The sequence below is a fragment of the Acidaminobacter sp. QWL-03 genome, from assembly GCF_058683855.1.
Genome location: NZ_CM178752.1, coordinates 20418 through 46007 on the forward strand (window position 1 = coordinate 20418; position 25590 = coordinate 46007).

The 25590-nt window shown below is 50.4% G+C and carries 18 protein-coding genes; 9 read left to right on the plus strand and 9 right to left on the minus strand.

Annotation, left to right across the window (positions count from 1 at the left end; genetic code table 11):
* Positions 1–62: 62 nt before the first annotated feature.
* Positions 63–1595 (minus strand): ArnT family glycosyltransferase, encoded by a 1533-nt coding sequence (locus tag AC4PHM_RS00090; protein WP_492018861.1) that lies wholly within the window; start codon positions 1593–1595, stop codon positions 63–65.
* A 237-nt stretch (positions 1596–1832) separates the two neighbouring features.
* On the opposite strand from AC4PHM_RS00090, the gene AC4PHM_RS00095 reads away from it, so the two are divergent.
* The 6 genes from AC4PHM_RS00095 to mnmA all read left to right on the plus strand — a co-directional run bounded on the left by AC4PHM_RS00095 (position 1833) and on the right by mnmA (position 10327).
* The gene (locus tag AC4PHM_RS00095; protein WP_492018862.1) at positions 1833–2738 is read left to right on the plus strand and encodes a sulfurtransferase; all 906 of its coding nucleotides are present in this window, start codon (positions 1833–1835) and stop codon (positions 2736–2738) included.
* Between the two features lie 55 nt (positions 2739–2793).
* Positions 2794–3756, plus strand: a complete 963-nt coding sequence (locus AC4PHM_RS00100; RefSeq protein WP_492018863.1) for a rhodanese-like domain-containing protein — start codon at positions 2794–2796, stop codon at positions 3754–3756.
* 499 nt (positions 3757–4255) lie between these two features.
* Positions 4256–6916, plus strand: coding sequence for a calcium-translocating P-type ATPase, PMCA-type (locus AC4PHM_RS00105; RefSeq protein WP_492018864.1), 2661 nt, complete (start codon positions 4256–4258; stop codon positions 6914–6916).
* Positions 6917–6976: 60 nt separating this feature from the next.
* Positions 6977–7837 (plus strand): CvfB family protein, encoded by an 861-nt coding sequence (locus tag AC4PHM_RS00110; protein ID WP_492018865.1) that lies wholly within the window; start codon positions 6977–6979, stop codon positions 7835–7837.
* Positions 7838–7941: 104 nt separating this feature from the next.
* Complete coding sequence (gene hisS / locus AC4PHM_RS00115) at positions 7942–9186, plus strand: histidine--tRNA ligase (protein WP_492018866.1); 1245 nt, start codon at positions 7942–7944, stop codon at positions 9184–9186.
* Position 9187: 1 nt separating this feature from the next.
* On the plus strand, positions 9188–10327 hold the full coding sequence (gene mnmA, locus AC4PHM_RS00120) for a tRNA 2-thiouridine(34) synthase MnmA (protein WP_492018867.1): 1140 nt from the start codon (positions 9188–9190) through the stop codon (positions 10325–10327).
* 133 nt (positions 10328–10460) lie between these two features.
* Here the strand turns inward: mnmA and zupT are convergent, their stop codons facing one another.
* From zupT to AC4PHM_RS00145, 5 genes are all read right to left on the minus strand, one after another.
* Positions 10461–11291, minus strand: a complete 831-nt coding sequence (zupT, locus tag AC4PHM_RS00125) for a zinc transporter ZupT (protein WP_492018868.1) — start codon at positions 11289–11291, stop codon at positions 10461–10463.
* A 59-nt stretch (positions 11292–11350) separates the two neighbouring features.
* Entirely contained in the window at positions 11351–11998 is a 648-nt protein-coding gene (locus tag AC4PHM_RS00130; protein WP_492018870.1) for a Crp/Fnr family transcriptional regulator, read from the minus strand.
* 105 nt (positions 11999–12103) lie between these two features.
* Positions 12104–12889: a pyruvate formate-lyase-activating protein gene (gene pflA, locus AC4PHM_RS00135; RefSeq protein ID WP_492018871.1), complete on the minus strand. Its 786-nt coding sequence runs from the start codon at positions 12887–12889 to the stop codon at positions 12104–12106.
* A 67-nt stretch (positions 12890–12956) separates the two neighbouring features.
* Complete coding sequence (gene pflB / locus AC4PHM_RS00140) at positions 12957–15215, minus strand: formate C-acetyltransferase (RefSeq protein WP_492018873.1); 2259 nt, start codon at positions 15213–15215, stop codon at positions 12957–12959.
* Between the two features lie 374 nt (positions 15216–15589).
* Positions 15590–16045 (minus strand): hypothetical protein, encoded by a 456-nt coding sequence (locus AC4PHM_RS00145; RefSeq protein WP_492018874.1) that lies wholly within the window; start codon positions 16043–16045, stop codon positions 15590–15592.
* Between the two features lie 669 nt (positions 16046–16714).
* Here AC4PHM_RS00145 and tnpB point away from each other — a divergent pair.
* The gene (gene tnpB / locus AC4PHM_RS00150) at positions 16715–17845 is read left to right on the plus strand and encodes an IS200/IS605 family element RNA-guided endonuclease TnpB (protein WP_492018875.1); all 1131 of its coding nucleotides are present in this window, start codon (positions 16715–16717) and stop codon (positions 17843–17845) included.
* Positions 17846–18055: 210 nt separating this feature from the next.
* Here tnpB and AC4PHM_RS00155 read toward each other — a convergent pair whose 3' ends face one another.
* The gene (locus AC4PHM_RS00155) at positions 18056–18550 is read right to left on the minus strand and encodes a pyridoxamine 5'-phosphate oxidase family protein (protein WP_492018876.1); all 495 of its coding nucleotides are present in this window, start codon (positions 18548–18550) and stop codon (positions 18056–18058) included.
* A gap of 100 nt (positions 18551–18650) precedes the next feature.
* Positions 18651–20735: a sigma-54 interaction domain-containing protein gene (locus AC4PHM_RS00160; RefSeq protein WP_492018878.1), complete on the minus strand. Its 2085-nt coding sequence runs from the start codon at positions 20733–20735 to the stop codon at positions 18651–18653.
* A 254-nt stretch (positions 20736–20989) separates the two neighbouring features.
* Between AC4PHM_RS00160 and AC4PHM_RS00165 the strand changes: the two genes are divergently transcribed.
* Positions 20990–22021, plus strand: a complete 1032-nt coding sequence (locus AC4PHM_RS00165) for a DMT family transporter (protein ID WP_492018879.1) — start codon at positions 20990–20992, stop codon at positions 22019–22021.
* A 12-nt stretch (positions 22022–22033) separates the two neighbouring features.
* Positions 22034–22750, plus strand: a complete 717-nt coding sequence (locus tag AC4PHM_RS00170; RefSeq protein WP_492018880.1) for a B3/B4 domain-containing protein — start codon at positions 22034–22036, stop codon at positions 22748–22750.
* Positions 22751–22877: 127 nt separating this feature from the next.
* Here the strand turns inward: AC4PHM_RS00170 and ppsA are convergent, their stop codons facing one another.
* A complete protein-coding gene (ppsA, locus tag AC4PHM_RS00175) occupies positions 22878–25490 on the minus strand; it encodes a phosphoenolpyruvate synthase (RefSeq protein ID WP_492018881.1) in 2613 nt (870 codons plus the stop codon).
* Between the last annotated feature and the right edge of the window lie 100 nt (positions 25491–25590).

Genomic DNA, 25590 nt, shown 5'->3' on the forward strand with positions numbered 1-25590 from the left:
GCCGGTGGCCGCTGTTCTGCTTTTTTGAAACTCGGTGTCTGACACCGAGTTTCCTCCTCAAATCACTTCAACTCATACACCGTCGTAAACCACTCCGGCGTGTGGATATAACGCGCGATCCGGACGCTGTATGTATCGTCCCGGAAGCGAATCAATTCTTGACCTCGTTCTGCGAGGAGGGTTTCAAGCTCCGGCAGCCATTTTGAGACATCCCCGTAAAGGATGTTCCATTTGGGATTTCTGGCAATATAGGCTAATTCATCCGTCATAATAATATAGCGAATGCCCCGGGTTTCGATATAATCATACAGGGTTAGGTTGTTTTCTTCTAAAAATTCTAAATTCCGGTAGTCCAGCAGTTCGCCTGGACCAAAGGCATATTCGGTGTTGAGGTTGCCCAGGACTTTGGAACCACTGGGAACCACTGATTTAATCTGGGTTAGATACCCGGTGTAATCATCTTCAGACGTCTTCATGATTTCCTGGGCGGTACCATAGACGGAAAAGGCAATCATGAGGATCAGCAGTCCATAGCGCCAGGGGACGCCAGCCAATTTTAGGCTGTTCAATTTTGAATGTGAACTGAATGTTTTAAACTGATCAGCTTTTTCAAGTGCTGCCATCAGAATCAAAATTACCCACGGAAAAGCAAACAGGATCGAGGTGGGATTAAAACGGCCGATAGCCAGCAAAGCCGCATTTAGCACAAGAATCGCGGTAAATCCCACGAAGGAAGCCCGTTTATGCTTCGTCAGAAGGTCTGCGAGGATGATGACGGGAAGTGCGGTGAGCCAAGGTAGAAGGTTCGCGTTATAATAAGTGGCGCTAATTCCGTGGTATAACTTGAGGTAAAAATCCCTGAAGTTTTCTAGACGGCTGGCGGCGTCCGCGGTGACCTCAAGGGTGTCGCCATAGCTGAGATAGTTCGTAAAAAAGTGAGGATCCAGTGCAAGGCTGGCTGCTATGATCAGAAACAGGGAGAGGGCGTGGGTGAGGATGACCATCGGAAGCGCTCTTCTTTTTTGGAGGAGGGTGATAAAAAACAGGATTCCGGCGGCAATGAAGCCGTTGGGATGGAGCCAGAGTCCGGCCGCGCTGATGGCGGCGCCGGTCCACGGACGGTTTGCGAGCAGCCGCTCCAGTGCCAGCAGCATGAAAAACAGGACGACAATTTCCTGACGGGCGGTGTGGCTGGCATAGACGAATTGCGATGACGCGCCCAGGAGGAGGGTGCCCAGGGAAGCGGTTGCAGCGGAGATGTCGAGGCGGATCAGGACCCGGCGAAAGGTGATCAGGGTCATGATGCCGAAGCAAAGTGACATGAGCCGCACAGACAAAATGGAATAGCCAAGTGTGAGGATCCAGGGCATTTGAAGTGTGTGAAATAATAGTTTGATGGCGTGGGGATTGCGTGGATAGAGGTCGAAAAACGGCTCTGTTACTTGGAATGATTTGAGGGTCATCATTTGGCGGGTAAGGCCGCTTAGCCAGCTTTCGTCTGAATGGACGAAGGGGAAGCGCGTCAGCCAGAGGAGGCTGAAGAGGGTGTAAATGGCGAGCAGGATGGAAAACCAGTGTTTTCGGATGAACGGCATTTGACGCCTCCCTTCGATTTGATCTCGAATCGTACTCAAAAAGTTCGCTTACATTATAGCATAATGATAAGTCCTTCACGAACTATGATAATTCACTATGCAGTATAAGCAGATCTAATATCTAAACGCCTTGTCCTTAAGGTATAATGATATCAGATTCGTTTGTAAAATAATTAACAATCATTTGGCGTGTTTGACATGTCTCCCTTAAAGGCACGACTCACGCAGGAGGGTATTATGCAGAAACAAACGAAAAAATGGCTGCTCAGTTTGGTACTTGTATTAATGCTGGGTGCGTTGGCCGCTTGCGCGGGCAGCACGGCCTATACGGATTCTCAGAACATAGTCGAAGCTTCGGCGCTGGCTGACCTGATGGCCCAGGAAGGTGTCGTAGTGGTGGACGCTCGGGTTGCCGAGGATTACAGCAAAGGCCACCTCAAAGGCGCAGTCAATCTATCGCCGGATGAGCTTAATGGCCAGGGTGCCGTTGCAGGAATGCTGGGCACGACTCAGCAGTTTAACCGCGTCATGAGCAAGAGCGGGATCTCGCCTGAATCCACAGTCGTAATTTACGACGGGACGGATGGCATCTACGCCTCCAGACTCTGGTGGGCTATGAAGGTTTTCGGTCATGAGAATGTTAAAGTCGTCAATGGCGGGGCTTCTGCCATTGTCAACGCAGGACTTGAGATCAGCGGCGACGCGACTCAGGTTGCCAGCGCTTCCTATAGCTCGAAGGCTCAGGATTCGTCCCTGATTGCGACTATTGAGGATGTCAAGGACGCTGTGGCGAATGGCACTGCGACGATAATTGATGTCAGAACGCCGGCAGAATTTGATGAAGGTGCGATTCCTACCGCCATTCTATACCCGCACTCCCAAAACCTCTATTCTGATGGCACTTTTAAATCGGCTAGAGATATTTACCTGAACTATAAGGATCTCGGACTTGAAAAAGACGCTCCAATTCTTCTCTATTGCAAGACCTCCGTTCGCGCGGCACAAACCATGCTGCTTCTCAAGGAAGCAGGATACAGCAATGTCAGAGTTTATGACGGCGCTTGGCTCGAGTGGAGTGTTTCAGGAGAAGAGACGACGTCACCTGCAGGGCCTGTCGAAGCAACTGTACAAGACGCTTCTTAAGGATAGAAAGAGAAATATGCAGTAATAAAAAGTACATACAATTAGGGGGATTAACATGAAAAATCGTTTTAAATGGTTGTCACTTCTCATGATTTTGGTACTTGCCATCAGTGCAAGCGCTTGCTCAAAGCCTGTTGAAGCTCAAGCTCCAATGGAGGCAGCTCCAACGGAAACGCCTGCAGAAGCACCTGCAGAAGCTGATGTCGTAGGGGATCTGGTCAATGGCTATTTCGCTAACATGCCAGAAGATGTTTACAAGATTTCTGACAAAGATTTCGTTGCTGCAGTCGCTGCTGGCACGGACGCTTTCATTCTCGATATCCGTTCTGCTGAAGACTATGGCAAAGGCCACGTCAAGGGTGCTGTCAACGCGCCTTGGGGCCCTGCAATTGCAGAAAACCTTAAATTTATCCCTGCTGACAAGACGGTCTACGTCTACTGCTACACTGGCCAAACTGCTGGCCAAGCGGTCAACACGCTGAATGTTGCCGGTTTCGATGCCAAGAGCGTTCACCTCGGCTGGAACATGGGCATCTCAAAAGTAGAAGGCGTTGCTGACATCACTGAAACAACTGCAAATGCTTTCCCTACAGTTGAAGCGGCTATCGATCCTGCAGTCCAGGCTGCTATGGATGCTTATTACGGCGGCCTTGCTGCTGTCAAAGAAACCAAGTATGCAAACTACAAAGTTTCTGAAGATGAACTCAAAAAAATGGTCGATGCTGCTGATGAGAGCATTTATATCCTCGACATCCGTAAAGCAGAAGACTTTGCTAAAGGCCACATTGCCGGCGCTGAGAACCTTCCTTTCGGCAAGGGCATGGAAGCTGGCTTCGCAGCGCTTCCTACAGATAAGACTGTCGTCGTCTACTGCTACACTGGCCAGACTGCTGGTCAAACCGTCGCTGGTATGAGACTTCTCGGCATTGACGCTGTGTCCCTGAATGGTGGCGCAGGTATGGAATCTAACCAGCCTATGGGTTGGGTTAATAAGGGATTTGAGTTTGTAACAAACTAAGACATGCATAAATAAAAGCGGCACCACACAGAAGAGAGCTTGCTCTCGAATGTGTGGTGCCGCTTTTATTTCTATAGGGCGCAGCCCGCACCGAAGCGCAGCGATACACCGAACGTAGTGAGGAGTAATGCGAAGCAATAGGCGCCAGCCGCGAGGAGCATGTCTGGAATTGTGAGTTGAAATTAAATCAAAGCACAGAAGAGAGCGTGCCCTCGAATATTACAGTTCTGTTACCGTCCCCAACCTGAAACTTGTCCGCGTCCCCAAACTGCAACCCCCTCCATTATCTGGATCGTTTGACTTTTATCAGGGCCAGTGATATAGTAAACCTACAAGTGAAAAAACCCACAGAGGGAGTAACAGCCTGCGCAAGATCGCAGGTTCAAAGTCGTCATGACGGCGCAGGCCCGGCTTTGAATGTTGAATTGTGAGACTCTGCACCCGTTAACGGACGTGGTGGAGAGTTTTTTTGTGCGACAAATCGACAGGAGGAATCCCAGTGCTGACAAAAGAAGATCTGAGCAACCAGAAATTCCACACCCAGGAAATTGAATCCGTCATGGATGCCCTTGGCACCAGCCACAGCGGCCTCACCCAGGCGGACGTCGAGGCTCGACAAGCCCATTATGGCAAAAACGCCCTGGACGAAAGCAAGAAGAAGAGCATCATCACCAAATTCCTCGAGCAGTTCAAGGACCTCATGATCATAGTCCTGATCATAGCCTCCGTGGTCTCTGGCCTCATGGGCGAGTGGATCGACACCGCCATTATCATGGCCGTTGTCCTCATCAACGCCGTCATGGGCGTGGTCCAGGAGAGCAAGGCCGAGCAGGCCCTCGAAGCCCTCAAAAAGATGTCCGCCCAGAGCATCCGCCTGAAGCGCGACGGCAAGATGGTCCAGGTCCCCACCTCCGAAGCGGTGCCCGGCGATCTCCTCTACATAGAGGCAGGAGACCTGGTCCCTGCCGATGGTCGACTGATCGAATCCGCCAGCCTGAAATCCGAGGAATCCGCCCTGACCGGCGAGTCGGTTCCCGTTGAAAAGCACATCGATGCCCTGGAGGACGCCGAAGCCGTCATAGGCGACCGCAAGAACATGATCTACTCCGGCTCCAGCATCACCTACGGCCGGGGCATCGCCGTCATCACCTCCACCGGCATGCAGACTGAAGTCGGCAGAATCGCCGAACAGTTGAACAGCGACATGGACACCATTACGCCACTTCAGAAGAAAATGGCGGAACTCAGCAAGGTTCTCTCCATAGGTGTCGTACTGATCGCCGTCCTGATGTTCGTCGTGGGCGTCATGCGGGGCCAGGCGTGGTTTGATATGTTCATGACCGCCATCAGCCTCGCTGTCGCAGCGATCCCGGAAGGACTCCCCGCAGTCATCACCATTGTCCTCTCCATAGGCGTTCAGAAAATGGCAAAGCGCAGCGCCATCATCCGCAAGCTGTCCGCTGTCGAAACCCTGGGCTCCACCCAGATCATCTGCTCGGACAAGACCGGCACCCTGACCCAAAATAAAATGACAGTCACGGAAATCTATACCGGCCTGACCTCGGTCACCGCGGAGCAGGCGGACCCTTCAGATGAGGATGTGCGCGTCTTTATTGAAGCCATCTCCCTCTGCAATGATTCCAAGAAAGCGGCCGATGGTTCCCCAGACCCCTACATGGGAGATCCCACCGAAACGGCCCTCGTCATCTTTGGTGACAAAAAGAATCTCCGAAAGCTTGATCTTGACATTAGCTACCCCCGCGTCGGCGAACTGCCCTTCGATTCCGGCAGGAAGCTGATGTCCACCATCCATAAAACAGACGCCGGTCTCAGAATGACCACTAAAGGCGCCCCGGATGTCCTCCTCGCCCGCTGCAGTCATTATAAGGAAAACACAGAAATCAAGCCTCTGACGGAAGAGATCAGAAAACAAATTGTCAGTGCCAACAGCGCCATGGCCTCCAAAGCCCTACGCGTCCTTGCTGCAGCTGAAAAAACCATTAACCGTGACCCACATGCGCTCAAACCGGATGTGGATGAACACGACCTGACCTTTTTGGGCCTGGTAGGCATGATCGATCCACCCAGACCTGAAGCCAAAGCTGCGGTGGAAACCTGTGTCAGAGCAGGGATCCAGCCTATCATGATCACCGGCGATCATAAAGAGACAGCTGCTGCCATAGCAAAAGAACTCAACATCTTGAAAGAGGGCGACCTGATCATCACCGGCGCCGAGCTGTCGGCCATCCCGGACGATCAATTTGAGAATCAGGTTGAACGCTATTCGGTCTACGCCCGTGTGTCACCTGAGCATAAGGTGAGAATTGTTGACGCTTGGCAGAAGAAAGGCAAGATCGTCGCCATGACCGGTGATGGCGTCAACGATGCGCCGGCCATCCGCAGCGCGGACATTGGCATAGGCATGGGCATCACCGGAACAGACGTCTCTAAAGGGGTTTCCAACATGGTGCTGGCGGATGACAACTTCGCGACCATCGTTACCGCTGTGGAAGAGGGACGGAAAATCTATGCCAACATCCGCAAGAGCGTACAGTTTCTTCTGACCTGCAACCTGGGTGAGATTGTCACCATCTTTATGGGCACCATGATGGGTTGGAACGTACTGCTGCCTATCCATATCCTCTGGGTCAATCTGGTGACGGATTCACTGCCGGCGCTGGCGCTAGGCGTTGAAAAAGCAGAGGACGACGTTATGGATCAGCCGCCGAGAGAGGCGGACGCCAGCTTCTTCAGCGAAGGCGTTGGCCACAGCATTCTGTTCCGTGGTGTCATACAGGGGCTTATAACACTATCGGCTTACTGGTATGGGGAGACGCACTATAATCATGAGATCGCCATGACCATGGCCTTCGCGACCCTGGGATTGATCCAACTGGCCCACGCCATGAACACCAGGTCCAATGACAAATCCATCTTTAAGATTGGCTTATTCAGCAACCGCTTTATGAATGGCGCCATTGTGATCGCTTCCATTCTGCAGGTCAGCATCATTCTGATTCCGGGCCTCAATACGATGTTTCGTGTGTCGCACCTGAATTTAAGCCAATGGGGCATTGTGCTGGCAGCGTCGTTGTCGATCATTCCTATTGTTGAAGTGATTAAACTGGTCACCCATGTCCTGCGTAAAAAACAACACTGAAAATGCGCTCAGACGTGGTATAATCAAACGAGAAGCACTGTGAGCCTTTAGGAGGTCCAAATGATCAGACTGGGAGAAATTCAGACACTTAAAACCATAAACAAAACACCGCAGGGTATTTACCTCAACGAGCCGGAGCCAGGCCCGGAGGAAGTCGCGGATGTACTGCTGCCAAAGAAATTCGTGCCTGAAGATCTCGAAGAAGGTCAATTGATCGAGGTCTTCGTCTATAGGGATTCAGAGGATCGCATGGTCGCGACGACCAGAACGCCGCTTATTAAAATGGGCGAGATCGCTTGGCTGAAAGTGGTGGATTTGACCACCCGCGGCGCCTTTTTGGACTGGGGACTTGAGCGGGACCTATTCCTGCCGACCAAGGAATCCACGGCAACAGTCAAGAAGGGGCAGAAATGCCTGGTAGGTCTCTATGTGGACCGTACCGGCCGACTCTGCGCGACCATGAATTTATACCGGCTTCTGGACCACAATGCGCCTTACCAGCTCGAGGAGTGGGTAGAGGGTACGATCTATGATTTTAAAGATGGTTTCGGCGCCTTTGTGGCAGTGGATGACCGTTTCAGCGGCCTGATCCGGGAGCGCGAAATTACCACGCCTTTAACGGTTGGCCAGACGGTGAAGGCCCGCGTCATTGAAGTGCGTGAAGACGGTAAGCTGACATTGAGTCTGAGAGACAAGGCCCATAAGATGATCGACGGAGATGCTGCCAAGCTTCACGAGGCTTTGATCAAAGCCGGCGGCACCTTGATGCTGGATGATCATTCGGATCCGAATGAAATCAAAGCAATTCTGGGCATGAGTAAGAAGGCCTTCAAACGCGCCGTGGGCAGACTGCTTCGGGATGGGATCATCGAGAAGACGGAGCGCCACACACAGCTGAAGAAAACGGATGGGGCGGAATAAAGACCATCGGCAAAATTATTTAAATTAGCCTGAAGCCTTCTGACGGCCATTCTGTCAGGAGGCTTTTGGGAATTATAAAGAGAGTTTGAGGAGGTCATATCACTATGAGCAGAAACCTGCTGCCATCCAAGGGCATGCGCGACTTTATGCCGGAGGAAAAACGACTGAGAGAGCACGTCATGGGCATCATTCGTGACGAATACGCGAAAAATGGATTTTTGGAAATTGAAACGCCGGTGGTCGAGGACATTGAGCGGCTGATTGACAGCGACGGCGGCGAGAATACGAAAATGATTTTCAAGATTCTCAAGCGCGGCGAGAAGCTGGACCTGGCTGCGGACACGCTGAAAGAGGACGACCTGATCGACCTGGGCCTCCGCTTTGACCTGACTCTGCCGCTGAGCCGGTTCTACTGCAATAATCACAATGATCTGCCCAAGGTCTTCAAAGCGATGCAGACGGGCTTCGTGTTCCGGGCGGAGCGGCCGCAGCGCGGGCGTTTCAGAAGCTTTATGCAGTGCGACGTCGACATTATGGGCGACGAGACGAACTTTTCTGAGATTGAGCTGATCGACGTTGTGGGTAAGACCCTCAACCGTCTGGACGTTGAAGGGTTCAAGGTCAAAATCAACGACCGCAGACTGTTGACGGATGCCATTGTCAAGAGCGGCTTCGCGCCTGAAGACGTGACGCGGGTCTGTATCAGCCTGGACAAGGCGGACAAGATTGGCATTGACGGGGTCAGGAAAGACCTTGAAAAGCAGGGCTTTGAATCATCCTCAATCGACAATATCATCACCATAATGGAAAACATTAAAAACGGCGGCCTGGACGGCGCTGAGAAATCCGGACTCAATCCGGAGGCGGTGAGCAGCCTCAGAGAGATCATGGCGGCGGTTCTTTCCATGAACGGCGGCCGTTATGGCATTGAATTCGACTTTACTTTGGTCCGCGGCATGGGCTATTATACGGGCACTATTTTTGAAGTGGCTTACGGCGATCTGGGCTATTCCATCGCAGGCGGCGGTCGGTACGACAATATGATTGGCAACTTTATGGGCAAGCATGTGCCGGCAGTGGGCTTCTCCATAGGCTTCGAGCGCTTGGTTGAGATCCTGAAGGAACGGGGCGACGGCCAACTGGACGAAGACCACGTTGCTTTAGTCTTTGAGTCTGAGACACCTGCAGCAGTTATTGCAGCTGGGGATACGCTGCGGAAAACTTATAAAACCGTGTCCGCATTCAGACGCGAGAAGAAATTCGGCAAGCAGCTGGAGCGACTTAAAAAAGCCGGGTATAAGTACTTCGCCGTCATTGAGGGCGATGCACCGGTCGTCAAGGAGATTTAGCATGTGGCAAGCCTATAAAGCGCCCGCGGGAGCCAAAGTTGCCGTCGCTCTCAGCGGCGGCATCGACAGCGCCGCTTCGGCGCTTTTGCTGCGTCAGGCGGGCTATGAGGTTTTCGGCATCACCATGCGTCTTTTTAATGAGTCAGAGTTGGGAGAGGAGCCGGCGTCACTGCGGGAAGCCAGAAGGGTGGCCTGTGGACTTGGGATTCCCCTGATTGAGCTGGATCTGCGAGAGGCTTTCAGCGACATTGTGATCACGCATTTCGAAACCGGATATCTGAATGGGATGACACCAAACCCTTGCGTCATCTGCAACCGCGAGATCAAGTTTGGGAGACTGCTGGATGCGGCCCTCGCTCATGGCGCCGACTTCATGGCGACGGGTCATTACGCCAGACTGGAGCGCTTTGGTGAGGCTGGTCGGATTCGGTTATTGCAGGGCCAGGCGGATCGCCGGGATCAGGCCTACTTTCTGCACAGTTTGTCCCAGCCACAGCTGGCGCGACTGATGTTTCCTCTGGGGGGCTTTGCCCACAAGGATGAGGTCAGAGTCATAGCAGAGGGCTTTTTTGGCGCGGATTTTTTTGCGAGTGGAGAATCCCGCAGCATTTGTTTTTTAAAAGGCTCCAGTCACGTGGACTATTTTGTTGAGAAGGATCTGTTGGGCAAGTGTGGCGGGCGGTTTGTAGACCAGTCAGGCGCGGTCATTGGTAATCATGAGGGGTACGTTCGGTATACCATCGGCCAAAAGCGGGGATTGAATGTGGTGAAGGAAGGCGCTGTGGATCCTGGCACGAAGGTGCCAAAATCCCTAAGAGGACTCACAGTCCTGGACATCCTGCCGGACACCGGCGACGTCATTTTGGGGTCAGACACAGACTGCTACAGCACTTCCTTGATCGCAAGTACCCCCCGATGGATTGGGCACATCCCAATTGAAGGCGAGACCGTCGAGGTCAAAATCTGCCACTGGGGCTATAGGCTGAGAGCAAGGGTCGGACGATCCAACCCGGAAGGCTTCGATGGACTTGGCAGTGTGGAAGTCCACTTTGAAGAACCCGTCAGGGCCGTGGCGCCAGGCCAGCATGTGGTCTTCTTTTTGGAAGACGAAGTGCTGGGTGGAGCGATGATAGAACGGTGAATGGGAATAAATGGATGGAAGATGGTGTCAGACACCATCTTCCATCTTCAGATACCAATTTTCACACTCACAAAGAACGAGGGTTCCATGAAATCAGCCAGCTGATTTCATGGAACCCTCGTTTTTAATCTTTCTAAATAAACATCAGCAGACTCACTGCCATGACCATCATGCCGGCCACCAGGCCGTAGATGGACAAATGAGCCTCACCGTATTCTCTGGCGGAAGGCAATAATTCGTCAACAGAGATGAAGACCATAATCCCGGCAACGCCGGCGAACAGAACTCCAAAAACCGTATCATTCATGAAGCGGGAAAGCAGGAGATAACCTACCAACGCTCCAACCGGTTCTGACAGACCGGAGAGGAACGAAAGCTTGAAAGCCTTCAGCCTGCTGCCTGTGGCATAGTAGACGGGCACTGAGACGGCGATCCCTTCCGGGATGTTGTGGATCGCAATAGCGACAGCAATGGCAATACCCAGACTTGGGTCGCTGAGTGCTGTAGTGAAAGTCGCTAAGCCTTCAGGAAAGTTGTGGATGGCAATGGCGAGGGCCGTAAAGACGCCCGTTCGCATAAGTTTTTGACTGTGCTCATGGTGGGTGCTGACGTGCTCAGTACCCGAGTGGGTCATTTCTTCAACCGTATGGGCTTCATGGGGATTCTCTGATTCCGGAAGCAGGCGGTCGATCAAACCAATTAAGAACATGCCGCCAAAGAAGCCCGCTACTGTAATCCAGGATCCCAGCTTCAAGCCATGAGCGGCGGTAAGCGCATCCTTGGCTTTGACGAAGATCTCAATCATGGAGACGTAGATCATAACGCCGGCTGAAAAGCCCAGTGCAATGGATAAAAATTTTGTGTTGGTCTTGTCTGTAAAAAAAGCAAGGGCACTGCCAATGCCGGTAGCGAGACCAGCAAACAGCGTTAGTCCAAAGGCGAATAAGACTGAATTTAATTCCATGCGATGCATCACCCCTTCCCCAAAATCTTAACAGGAAGTTGTTGGGATTTCAATGTTTTTCACACCATCGCCTTAAGCTTAGCCACATCGTAAATCAAAATCTTCTTCGCGCCCACAAGCTTGATCAGTCCCATCTCGTGAAAGAGCTGCAGCTTCCGGGACATGGTTTCTCTCGCAATGCCGGCATAACTCCCCATTTCTTCACGGTTGATGGTGAGCTCCAGCATGATTCCGCCCCCTTTGGCAGGTTTGCCGAAGTCCGAGATCAAGTCAATGAGGAGACTGATCACCTTCGCGTCAGGGGTGCTGCTGGACAGCCGCTCCACCAGGCTTTCCGCCTTCATGATCCGCTCATAAGCCTTTTCAAAAATTTTAAGGGTTATTTCCGGATTGCTGATCATCACCTGATCGAACGCGCTTTTGTCCAGGGTGCTGATCTGAACGGTCTCAAGGGCAACGGCGCTGAAGTCAAACCGGTCTGCCTTCAACAAATTGAACGCCCCAATAAAGTCACCCTCGGAGAGAATGTAAAGGATCTGCTCTTTGCCTTCCGCCAGGTTTTTGAAAATCTTCAGTTTACCGGCGCACACAATATAGAGCTTACTGGCGCGTTCACCTTGCGCAAAGATGACCTCGCCTTTTTTATAGGTATGCGAAGAAACCCCTTTCGAGATCTTTTCGATTTCAGAATCGTCCAGACCTGACAAAAGGGGGATATTGTGAATACAGAGCAATTTTCCGCAATTAATGCATGATGCGTGGTTACAGACTGCAGATAAGATAAAACCACCACTTCCGATTCAAAAATGACGTTAAGCCGATATTGGGTACCCATTCCCCTCGATCACCGTCACCTCGGGGGTGCGTACTTTCGATGATCGTAAAGCCTCATTGATCGACCTTTCAAATTCCGCTGCGCGTTCAGGTGACATTTCAGGGACCGACTCAAACGTATAGGATAAATTCAACTGAGAATATTTTTCAACTCCAGCTTTATGATAAGGTAAAATATCAATTTTATCCACCTTTTTTTGAATGGGTTCAATCATGGCAAGGAGTTCCGCCATGATCTCCGGACGGTCCGTACTGCCCGGCACCATGACGTGACGGATCGTGACGGTGCCTTCAAAGCCCTGCAGCGCCTTGAGAAACTGCCGGATCCCCGTCATGTCACGGCCGGTCAGCACTTTGTGGGCGTCATTTCTGGTGTGTTTGATGTCCACCAGCAAATGATCTGTCAGCTTGAATATTTCCTCATAATACTGAAATTGCCCATAGCCCGACGTATCTATACAGGTTGATATCCCTTCCGCTTTTAAAGCAGACAGCGCTTCAACCAGAAACGCACCCTGCATCAAGGGTTCACCACCTGAAAAGGTGACCCCGCCGCTGCTCGCCTGATAGTACTCTCTGTAACGCTTTGCAGTTTGAACCACACCCTCCGCAGTGATCTCGTTTGAGCCCATGAAGCTTTGGGAATCCGGGTTGTGGCAATATTGACATTTCAGAGGGCAGCCTTGAAGGAAGAAAACCGTTCTGATGCCGGGACCATCCACAAGGCCCATGGTTTCGATAGAGTGCAGTTTCCCTGTGCGCATTATTGCCACGCTCCTTTCGTTAGTTGGGACCACTTGCGATCCTAAGGTGAAATTCTTAGGTGAAATGCTAAACCCGCTCGTGGAAGGTTCTCATGATGACTTCTTCTTTTTGTTCCCGAGTTAAGCGGTTAAAGTGAACCGCGTAACCTGAAACGCGAATGGTCAGTGTCGGATACTTGGATGGGTTCTCCATAGCGTCGATCAGCAGCGCTCTTGACATGACATTGACATTCAGATGGAAGGCACCTTTCGCGAAGTAGCCGTCCAGAAGGCCAGATAAATTAGTGAGTCGATCTGCTTCTGACCGCCCCAGCGCCGCAGGAACAATGGAGAAGGTATTCGAAATGCCATCCTGACAGACGTTCTCAAATGGCAGCTTCGAGACGGAGTTCAGGGAAGCCAGGGCTCCCAGCTTATCGCGGCCGTGCATTGGGTTTGCCCCAGGCGCGAAGGGCTCGCCTTTGCCGCGGCCATCCGGCGTCGCGCCGGTCTTTTTACCATAGACCACATTGGAAGTGATGGTCAGGACGGACAGGGTCTGCTCGGAATTTCTATAAGTTTCGTGTTTCTTGAGCTGATTTGAGAAATAAGTCACAACTTCGGCAGCGATGTTGTCGACCCGGTCGTCGTCATTGCCAAAGGCCGGATAGTCGCCCTCGATCACAAAATCCACCGCAATGCCGTGCTCATCCCTGACTGGCCTGACCTTCGCGTGCTTAATAGCGCTCAGTGAGTCGGCGACAATGGAAAGTCCGGCAATGCCAAAGGCGATATAGCGGCGTACCTCGGAATCATGAAGGGCCATCTGTCCGCTTTCATAGGCGTATTTATCGTGCATGAAGTGAATGGTATTCATAGTGTTGACGTAAAGTCCCGCCAGCTTGTCCATGACGCCCTTAAAGGCGGGCATGACTTCGTCGTAGGACAGGGTTTCACGTCCGTCAGGATCCAGGGTTGTCAGGGCGGGGATGTTTTCCAGGACGACCATCGGCAGACCGTCTTTTTGGCGCTTGAGCTCTTCGCGGCCTTCGTTAAGGCTGTAGAGCAGCGCTTTGCCAAGGTTGGCCCGGGCGCCGAAGAACTGCATGTCCTTGCCTATGCGCATTGGTGAGACGCAGCAGGCAATGCCGTAGTCGTCGCCGTAGATTGGCCGCATTAAATCATCGTTCTCATATTGGATCGCGCCGGTATCAATGGACATTTTGGCGCAGAAGCGCTTGAAGTTTTCCGGCAGCGACTTTGACCACAGCACCGTCATGTTGGGCTCCGGCGCCGGATCGAGGTTGATCAGCGTGTGGAGGAAGCGAAAGGCAGTCTTCGTGACGAGGGTCCTTCCATCAGTACCCATGCCGCCGATGGATTCGGTAACCCACGTGGGATCTCCGGCAAACAGCGTGTTGTAATCCGGCGTCCGCAGGTGGCGCACCATTCTGAGCTTGATGACGAGCTGGTCGATGAGCTCCTGAGCCTCGGCTTCAGTGATCAGACCGGCTCGCAGATCCCGTTCAATGTAGATGTCCAGAAAAGTCGTGTTGCGGCCCAGAGACATGGCGGCGCCATTGTTCTCCTTGACGGCGGACAAATAGCCATAATAGAAAAATTGAATTGCCTCTTTGGCGGTGGTCGCCGGTTTGGTGATGTCGTCACCATAGGACATTGCCATTTCGGCGATTTCCATCAGCGCTCTAATCTGCATGGAAAGCTCTTCTCTGAGGCGAATGACCTGCTCTGTGGCGGGCTTTGCTTCCAGGGATTTGAAGTCCTTTTTTTTCTCAGCGATGAGGCGGTCTGTGCCGTAAAGCGCGATCCGTCTGTAGTCACCAATGATGCGGCCTCTGCCATAAGCATCCGGGAGTCCGGTCAGGAGCCCAACACTTCTCGCGGTTTTCATTTCTGTGGTGTAGGCGTCAAAAACCCCTTCGTTGTGAGTTTTTCTATAAGTTTGGAAGTCCTTTGACATGTCGTCACTGATGTCATAGTTGTAGGCTTCCAGTGAAGCTTCGAGCATTCTGAAGCCGCCGTAGGGATTCATGATGCGCTTGAGGGGCTCATCCGTCTGAAAACCGACAATGACCTCGTCCTCTTTGCTCAGATAGCCCGGCTCAAAATTGTTGATGCCGGAGAAGACCGTCGTGTCAATGCCTATGATGCCTTTTTCGATTTCTTCCCCGATCAGGGATTTCGCCTTGTCCCAGACGTTTTCCGTCTTAAGGCTTTTTCCTACGAGAAAACGGTCATCACCGGTATAAGGGGTGTAATTCTTCTGTATAAAATCGCGAACGTCTATAACGTCGCTCCAAGAGCCTTGTGTGAAACTTTGAGCCATTTTGAAAACCTCCGATTTTGAGCGTGTGAGTGGCGGAATAGTTGCTTTGAGTGACGAAAATTAATCTGTGTATGCTGTATACATTATACTTGTCATGGTTTTATTATAGCTTTAGTCCGAGGATTGTTCTGTGACTGGGCGCACATTTTGAGAAAAAAGTAGGTTGCGGGCCAGACACCAGCTGTCACTCTGGGGTAGGTGACTGTCAGTGGAGGAGGGCATGCAAAAAAAGAAAAATCCATCTCTGAAGTCACCAGAAATGGATTTGGTTTTAACGTTTGAACAATATGGCATGACAACTGGAGAATCTGATCTGATCTAATCTAATCTCATCTAAACTCAAATTTTTTATTTCATTTCTCACAGAGCCTTAATTAAATGTCGATCCCCAATAGCATGATCATCAACGCTAAAGCGGCAACATAAATGGCAGCAAAGTAAAACTTCCAGGAAAGCTTTTTATGATGAATGAAAAATAGGACTGCACCGACGACCGCTGCGCCCAGACCAATCACAACGCCCTTGGACAACTGATAAGTAAATATGCCGATAGAGACGAGAACCACCATAAGCGGCATCGTAAGAAACGTGGCTTTGAGGGTGTCATTCAGACGAGAACGAAGTACAAACCAGCTCAGGACGAGGAGGAGAACCACATAGACAATGCGTGCCAAGAATGGAGGGGCTGAGTTTCCCGGCAAGTTCAGAAGCTTGATTGAGGCGTTGATGATGAAGGCCGCTGAGATAAAGGCGATGTTAAATAGAAAAAACCCGCCAGCCACAATTATTCCAGCAGCAATCAGATTCTTTAACCATGGTCGATCAGACACAACAATTCCTCCTTTCAACTTCTCTATAGTGTAATTTTACACCTTTTGTGCATAAAATGCAACAAATCGTAATTAAAATTCCGAAAATTCCATAAAGATATAAATTTGAGGAATGAATATTGGAAATGTAACAGTATTGCTATATAATTAGCTAAAAATATATATTTTACTAGCTACATACCGATTTTTAATCAAAATACTAAAATGCTAATAAATCTGCGAGGGATTCCTATGGAAAAAATGGTTTTCGAATCTCGTCCTGCTGGTTACGCTTATTTATAAGTGTGGCGAGAACACCCGTGACTTCAGTCATGGGATGAATCGCTCATCCGTATTCGGTTTAAGTCATGATTAACACAATATAAGTCTTGTCTGCATCCTTCATCATTAATCCACTTTTTTGCGATATAGCAACAAGGGTGGTAATGAAAATACAATGAAATGACTAAATATTTTTCTTGATTTTCCCTTGATAAAGAACAAACGTTTGGTATAATGATATCAGGAGATTAAATTGAATCTGCGTAACGTCCTTCAATCACTTAAAATCAGCGACTGCCGGTAGGGTAATGAAATAAGATGCCTGCCGCTTTAGATGGTAATAGTGATTTTTTTGTTTTTTTGTTTTGCAACAACAAGCATAGCCTTTTGTATATGAGGAGGTGAAAAATGATGTTGGTTCACAAAGCGTATCGATTTCGCATTTATCCAAATGAAGAGCAAGAAGTATTGATCAACAAGACAATAGGATGTAGTCGTTTTGTATTTAACCACTTTCTAAGCGCGTGGAACAATATCTGGGAGGAAACAGGCAAAGGTCTCACCTACAACACTTGCACCACACAAATGACTTTGCTCAAGAGAGAAAAAGCGTACGAGTGGCTAAGAGAAGTGGACAGTATCGCCCTACAGTCATCGCTGAAGTGCCTGGATGATGCTTTTAAACGGTTTTTTAAAAAACAGAATAACCGTCCGCGCTTCAAGTCGAAAAAGAACAAAGTCCAGTCCTATACTACCAAATTTACGAATGGGAACATCAGTATTAACGGCAACAAAATCAAACTGCCAAAGTTAGGTCTTGTTAAGTTCGCAAAGTCAAGAGAAGTTGAAGGCAGGATTCTAAGCGCCACCATTAGAAGAAATCCGTCAGGCAAATATTTTGTATCTGTTCTCTCAGAAACAGAAGTACAAGAATTTAAAAAGACAGGTTCGGCCTGTGGGATCGACGTGGGAATCAAGCACTTCGCCAAAGTATCAGATCACACAGAACGCGAAAATCCTAAGTGCTTCAGAAAATATGAGGCCAAGCTCGCAAAAGAGCAGCGCGTGCTCTCAAGGCGCGTCAAGTTTTCAAAAAATTGGGAGAAACAAAAGGTTAAAGTTGCTAACATCCATGAAAAAATCGCGAATGCAAGAAAAGACAACTTGCACAAATTTTCTTACGACATCATCAAAAATCACGATGTGATCGGAATAGAAGATTTGCAGGTTTCAAATTTGCTGGGAAATCACAAATTAGCGAAGGCCATCGCTGACGTGTCTTGGTCACAATTCAGAAGTCTGCTTGAATATAAGGCAAAGTGGTATGGGAGGCAGGTTGTTACTGTGGCCAGAAACTTTCCTTCAAGCCAATTGTGCTCAAATTGCGGATACAAGAATAAAGACGTTAAGAATCTGGCTGTTAGAAATTGGATTTGTCCGGAATGTGGTGCAATCCACGACAGAGATCTTAACGCAAGCATCAATATTAAAAACGAAGCCCTAAGGCTTCTAACCGCTGGTGCGGCGGGGATAGCCTAATAAAAAACTGTTCGTTAGAATGGTGTTCTTAGGAATCCCGTGACTTGAGTCATGGGAGGTTCAAGTTTGCAGAACAATGGAAAACTTTCGGCTAGAAAAAGATTAAGTAATTTCGAATTTTTAACTGATGATGAAGTCGCTTCTATGGAACAAGCGATCAAGAATAGTTTTTGAGAATTTATCTCCAAAGAAAAAGGACCTTAGCCGAGGCTAAAGTCCTTTTTTCTTTGCATTCACAAATTCAATCGCTTCTTTGCCGGTAATGTGATCCACATCAATGGCAAGGATCAAAGAGTTTGTACACCCCATGATCTCCTTATGTTTGGCGTCTTCAGGCAGATCGCCGGAATACTTTTCAACCAAGGCTTTAAAGCCTTCCACCCATTCCTCACCTTCGACCAATCTGGCTGTACCAAAGGCGACGACACTGCGAAAATAGGTGGTGTACTCCTTGCCCACAATGGTGTCCTCGTCGACGACCGCGAAGGAGACCTTTGGATTTTTCAGGATCGCGTCAATTTTATGTCCTGCTTTGGCGGAGTGAAAATAGATCTTATCCTTGTGATAGACATAGCTGAGGGGCACGGCATAAGGATAATCCTCGTCTCCCAGGCAGGCAAGGATGCCGTTGGTGCAGCGGTTCATGACGGCTGTAGTGTCCTCAGCGGACAACAGCTGCTTAATGCGTCTCATCTCTCTGAACATAGCTTCATTCCTCTCGTTTATTGTATTTAGTTGCTGTTGTGTTGGCCCCTCCGGGCTGAACGCACCTGACCCGACCTGATGTGATGCCCCCCGAATCCAATCAAATTTGAATCTTGTATTTCTGCTTCTTGCGCATCAGCTTGGGCTGGGTCATGCCCAGAAACTCCGCGGCTTTTCTGGTGGTGCCAAATTTTTTCAGAGCGTATTCAATAAGCTTGATTTCCTGCTGCTCAATGATGTCCTCAAAGCTCAGCGAAGACGACGACCGCATGCTGTGCTTCAGGTCGAAAACCAAGTCTTCATAGAGGTTTTCATTCAGAATCTCCTGGATGTCCTCCCCCGTGATCACATAGCCTCTGATCCGGATGACAGCCCTGTGAATCAGATTTTCCAGCTCTCTCACATTCCCGGGCCAGTCGTAGCTGGCCAGCCGCACCAGGGCAGAGGCATCCAGCGCTTTGTCGACACCGTATCGCTTGCAATGGGCTTCCAGAAAAGACTCAGCCAGTGCCGCCACGTCCTCTCGCCGTTCTCTGAGCGGCGGCACCGTGATAGTGCAGATGTTCAGTCTGTAATAAAGGTCCTCCCTGAACTTTCCCTGCTCTACCAGCTGCCTCAGAGGGATGTTGTTGGCGCAGATGACCCGCACGTTGATGGTGATGGGCGACGTGCCGCCCACCCGGTAAAACTGGCTTTCCTGAAGGACCCTAAGCAGCTTGGACTGGAGGCTCATGGAGAGTGTGCCGACCTCGTCCAGAAACAGCAGTCCGCCATTAGCCAGCTCGAAATAGCCTTTTTTACCAGCGCTTTGCGCCCCGGTAAAGGCGCCTGCCTCATAGCCAAAGAATTCGCTCTCGGCCAGGCTCTCCTGGATGGTGGCACAGTTGATCTTGATGCATGGCTTATTCTTGCGGATGCTGTTCTTGTGGATCAGGTCCAGAATTTTCTCCTTGCCAACGCCGGTTTCACCCTGAAGGATGACGCTGCAGTCGTACTGCGCAATGTTCAGCACCTCATCCACCAGTGCTTTGGTGGTCGCGCTGCTGAAAACAAAATCGTCGATTTTCCCGGCCTTCTCCATAGACGCGGCTAAAGCCTTTTTCGACGCCTGCCTGAACGCGATGGCCTGAGACTCGTAGAGGGCGTTGATTCTCGCCAGGTCCTCGGAAATAGAGCTCAAAAGCTCAAACGTAAAGGATTCGTAGCCGATGGTATACTGTCCCAGCACATAAGTCTCAAGTTCCTTGCTCATGCTCTCCGCAAACAGGAGAGAGTGGGTGTAGCTGTTCTTCAGATTGGTGTAATAGAGTTTCCCGCCCTGTCGCGTCAAGAGAACGCAGAGGACTTCCGACCCCATTAAATCCTCACAGTTGATGGTTAAATCATAAAGGTCCGATTCGGACTCTAAGACCACCTCTGAAGCTTGGATGGGCTGCGCTACGTTGAGAATGTAGGTGGAATTTACCCATCGGCTAAGCTCCTGCTTCACCTGTCCATGGGTCAGCGTGCCAATGCCGTCCTCGTCCATCAGGACTGTAATATGGCAGCTCTGACCAACGCCCTTTTTGATGGCCGCCGCATAGGTGACGCTGGAAACCAGGTCTTTTCCAATGATCAGGTATCTAAGACCCTCACCGGCCGCCAAATGGATGCTTTTGAGGCTTGCGGCTTCATCAAAGGTCGCCATGGTGTAATTCAGAGCCAAGCCTGGCGGTATGGCAGTGAGCGGCGAATCCATGAATAAGATGCCGTAGCCCGTCACCGTTAATTCGCCATAGTTGTAGTCAATATTATGTATTTTTTCGATAAACATAGGGTGGGCGGACATGGTCGTCAGGCATAGGACCTGGTCGCCGACCTTGTACTTAGAGTGCGACTCGAAGTCGCTGCCCATCTCTTCAATGGTGCCGTAAAATTGCCCGGCTGTATCCGTAAAGGGATTGTGCAGCTTGCCTCTGCGCTTGATGAGATCCAGGATTTTGGCAATGATCTTAGCCTCATCAAAACCACATTCATTGCAGAGCTGCTGGAAGCTGTCTCTTTCCAAATGGATCCGCTCCAGGGAGAGTCTGCATTCTGTTTTTGAGATCGCCCGGCTGTTGTCCACTTGCCACGCAGTGACCGGAACAGCGCCCCTTGGCTCGACGACACGACTCAAACCAAACGTATCATTTATTTTAATCACTGACGCCAGCACCCCCTTTGCATTTATTATAGCTTTTGAAGAGGTGGATGTATAGTGAGTGAATCGATTTCGCATCAGCATTTTCAAAGATGACTCGGTATCGATTCTTCCATGACCAGATCAGAAAGGCGTCTGTGAGCGGGAGGGCGGATAAATACAGGGTTTCAGCTAAATTTTTAGCGAACAGCATGGCTTGGCACGATGCTTGCTTAATAAGTCGGTGAGATTATAATTTTCTTTTGGAGGCTATCAAAATGAAAAAAAATGTAAGTGGAAAACTCATGCTGACGCTGACGGCTTTGATCTTTGGCGTTTCATTTGTAGCGCAACGAGCCGGGATGGCTTATATTGGCCCGTTCACCTTCAACGGCATCAGAAGTCTGATTGGCGCGCTGGTGTTGGTGCCTGTGATTCTGATTATGGACCGGCAGAGAAAAGCCAGAGGAGCGGCAGATGCAATGGTTTCTGTAACTTCAGCCGCTTCAGCTGAAGCTCAGGCCGAAGTCAGACTGACCAGAAAAAATCTGCTCCTCGGCGGCTTTTGGTGCGGGGTGGTCGTGTTTATCTCCAGCTCTTTGCAGCAAGCAGGCATGATTTATACAACCGCGGGGAAAGCTGGATTTATAACAGCACTGTACATTGTGATCGTGCCCATCCTGGGATTGTTTTTGAAGAAGAAAGTTCGTCCGGTTCTCTGGTTCAGCGTGATCCTTGCGACGGCCGGTTTATATCTGCTCAGCGTCAAAGACGGCTTTTCCATAGGCTGGGGAGATCTGCTGATTCTGCTTAGTGCTGTAGGCTTGTCTGTTCACATTATCCTGATTGATCACTTTTCTTCAAAGACGGATCCGGTCAAGCTGTCGAGCCTACAGTTTCTGGTGTGCGGGATTATTTCGCTGCCGTTTATGCTGAGTTTCGAAACAATCAGTTGGGCCAGTATAATGGATAGCAAGATTCCAATCCTGTACGCCGGCGTCATGTCCTGCGGGGTGGCGTATACTTTGCAGGTGATAGCGCAGAAGCGTACGGAGCCGACGATGACCTCCCTGATCCTTAGTATGGAATCCGTCATTGCGGTGATCGCGGGGATCTTGATTTTGGGTGAATCGATTTCGGTTCGGGAGACCATCGGCAGCTTAATTATGTTTTCAGGGATTTTGCTGGCGCAGCTGCCCGTGAACTTCAGCCTTTCTGTACCGCCATTTCTGAGCAGGATCAGGTATAATAGGAGCAGAAGAGAAGAAACGCAATTCATTAACGTCAACTACGTGAAAAACACAAAATAAGGAGTCGTTGAGATGTCAAAATTTATTATTACCAATGAACTCTGGGAGGTGTTCCCACAGGCGGAGATCGCGGTGGTGCTGGCCAAGGGGATCAACAACTCGAAGAGCCACGCAGAGCCGGTGAGAAACGAGCTCGACGCGCTGCTCGAGAAGGGCAGCGGGGAGGCTTCCAAATTCCTGACGGCGGAGGTATTCAGCGACAATTCCGTGATCGCTGTCTGGAGAAAAGCTTACCAGCAGTTCAAGACGAAAAAGGGCGTCAGGTGCTCCATCGAGGCGCTGCTCAAGCGGATTGAAAAAGGCAGTGGTGTTGGACCAATCAACCCGCTGGTGGACATTTACAATTCTGTGTCCCTGACTTATGGACTTCCATGCGGGGGAGAGGATCTGGATACTTTCAAGGGCGATCTCCTGCTCACCAAGGCAGAAGGCGGCGAGCATTTCATGGCCCTCGGCGACGCGGATTTTGACAACCCACTTCCGGGAGAAATCATCTACAAGGATGAGGAAGGCGCGGTCTGCCGCTGCTGGAACTGGCGTGACGGCCAGAGAACCATGCTTACGGAGGACACGGTCAACGCGTTTCTGATCATTGAGTCTGTGGATCCGGAGAGGTCCAGTGATCTGGCAGCGGCGGCGAAATCCCTGGCGGTGCTGACTCAGAAGTATCTCGGCGGGGAAGTGGAGATTCATCTGATGGATCGAGTGAATAGGGAGATTGAGTTGTAGGGGCATAAAGGCAATTCAGGAACGTGAAAAGCAGGCCATCCCTTTCGCTTGGCAGCGAAAGGGATGGCCTGCTTTTTTGAAACTCGGTGTCAGACACCCAGTTACACCTCGATCTCCAGTTTCATCTTCACAGAATCTCGACTACCCCTTCAGTCCCGTTCACCCGAATGCGCTGTCCATCCTTAATCAGCTGGGTCGCGTCTACTACGCCGACTACGGCTGGCAGGCCATACTCTCGAGCGATCACGGCCCCGTGGGTCATCAGCCCGCCGACTTCGGTGACCAGGCCTTTAATGGAGAGAAACAGCGGCGTCCAACTTGGGTCGGTGAAGGTGGTGACCAGGATGTCGTCCTCTTCCAAATCTGCATCCTCCATATTCAAAATCACGCGCGCCCGGCCTTCCACAACGCCGGAAGAGACCGGCAGCCCCACTAGTGCGCCAGCAGGGGTCGAATCCCGCCCATAGGCACCGGCAATCATTTCACCCTCAGAAGTCATGACTCTAGTTGGCATCAATTTTTCATAGAATTGATACTCGGCTTTTCTTTTGCCTATAATCGCGTAGTCCAGCTGATTTGAACCCACGACCTCCCGAAGTTCTTCAAAACTGAGGAAATAGATGTCCTCTTCGTCCTTAAGGATCCCTTCCCCCACGAGCCGCGCCGCCTCCTTGAGCAGCGCCTGCTTGTAAATGAAGTAGCGGCAGATCATAAAGTATTTTGGATATTCCCGGTAGCCTGTGAGATTCCGGATCAGGCGGATTCTCAGCTGCGTCTGCCTGGCTTTTTCCTCGCCCTCTGGTAATGCCTTCAGCCGGCTTAAGATCTCAGCTTCTTTATTCAAAGCCTCCTTCAGCCCTTCTTCGAATTTTCTCTTGCTCTCGCCAGGCCCAAAGTTTTTAATGTGACTGAGAAGTAAAGAGATTATAGCCGATGGTCGTTCAGCCCACCGCCTTCTCGTAATATCAATCTCTCCGGGGCAGCGCATGCCGTAGCGGCCAAGAAATGAGTTGATCGCTTCCGCGGCTTCGTGTCCGCCTTCCAGCTCCAGGAGCGACTCGAACAAATCATCTTCTTTTGCGTGGTGGAGGGCTTCGGTGACCGTCGGGAAAGGCCTTAGGATATCTGCCACGTCCAGGAGCGCCATGCCCATTTCAGAGGTGATATTGTTGGGTACGGACTGGGACAGCACATCTGCAGCGTTCTTTTCGCCAAGCCACAGTTCCAGGTGGTCATTAATCCACTTGGAGGCGTCAAAGCCAGCTATGAGCACCTTTATGCTTTGGGGATCAAACAGAAGCGCCTTAAGTTCTTTAAGATCCTCCTGGATGAAATCAAACAGATCCGGTCCTGTCTTGGCTTGAATGGCCTGTTTAAGCGTTTTCAGAGAAGCCTGACTCCTATGGATCAAGTCAGAAACAACAGATGGATCAAAATCAGCGGGTGCTTGTGGTTCCTGAGCGGGTTTGGCAGCATTCGCTTCAGTTTGGTTGGGTGTTTCGTTATCCGCTGGGATTATTTTAATGAAATTTTCCCGGTCCAAGACCGTCAAAAGCGCGTCTTTGATTAACGGATCGGATCGTCCCAAAGCATCCAGTACTGATGGTCTGGAAGCCGTTGAAACCAGCATTTGCGTTACATCCACAAACAGCCTGCCGCCAGCCTGCACCATAGGGGCGCTCGTGGTCATCAGAAAGAAAGAAAGTCCAAGGGGCTTCATGGCATCCGTCATCATCTGCTGATGCCCCACTGAGACATAGACATGATTTTCCTGATCCGCTGCGACAGGGATCGGGAATAAGGTTGTGATAGGCCGGCTTTGAACCACGTAAAAGTGGCCATCCGCCAAGCACCATTCAATGTCCTGAGGCGCGCCAAAATGGGCTTCTATTTTGCGGCCTATACCCTCGAGCTCCAGAATTTGATCATCTGTCAGCGCTTGCGTTCTTTGTTTAGCTGGTGGGAGCGACCGATGCTGGGTGCCGCCCTCATTCAGGGGGATTATGGCGAGTGTCTTGGGGTTGATCTTCTTATCGATAATCTCACCACAGCGTACTTTATAGACATCCGGGTTCACAAGGCCGGAGACCAGAGCCTCGCCAAGTCCAAAGCTCGCGTCAATGGAGGTTACTTTTCTATTGGAAGTCACGGGATCAGCCGTGAAGAGGATACCGGAGACTTCAGGGGAAATCATCTCTTGAACGATCACAGCCATTTGTACCTGAGGGTGGTCTATATGGTTTTGAATCCGGTAGGTAATGGCCCTTTCCGTAAACAGGGAGGCCCAGCATTTGCTGATGTGTACAAGGATGGCGTCTCTGCCTATGACATTCAAATAAGTGTCCTGCTGCCCGGCAAAGGAGGCGATTGGCAAATCCTCCGCCGTCGCGCTGGATCGAATGGCGAAGGCGGTGGCAGGATCAAAGTTTTTAAGCGCCCGTGTAATTTCTTCAATGAGGTCATTAGGGAGCGTGATCCTTTCGATGGCGGTGCGAAGCGCACCGCTAAGTTCTTTAATTCTGTCCTGGTCCTCCAAAGTTAGGGTCAATAACGGATTCAATAAGTCTTTAACAGCTGGCGAGGCCTCCATGATTCTGTCAAAAACCTCAACAGTAATGCAAAAACCGCCTGGGACGCGGATTCCTTGCAGATTGTAAAGCTCTCCAAGATTAGCGCCTTTTCCTCCAACTTGGGAAATCATGGTCTGATCAGTGTTGAGAAGCTCTATGACGTAGGGCAATGTGGGCTGCCTCCTCGCGGGGTTTTCTGAATGGTTTGAAACAAAATGTATCGGACGTGTGTTAGAATTATACCAAGTAGGACTGATAACAAACAGTCTG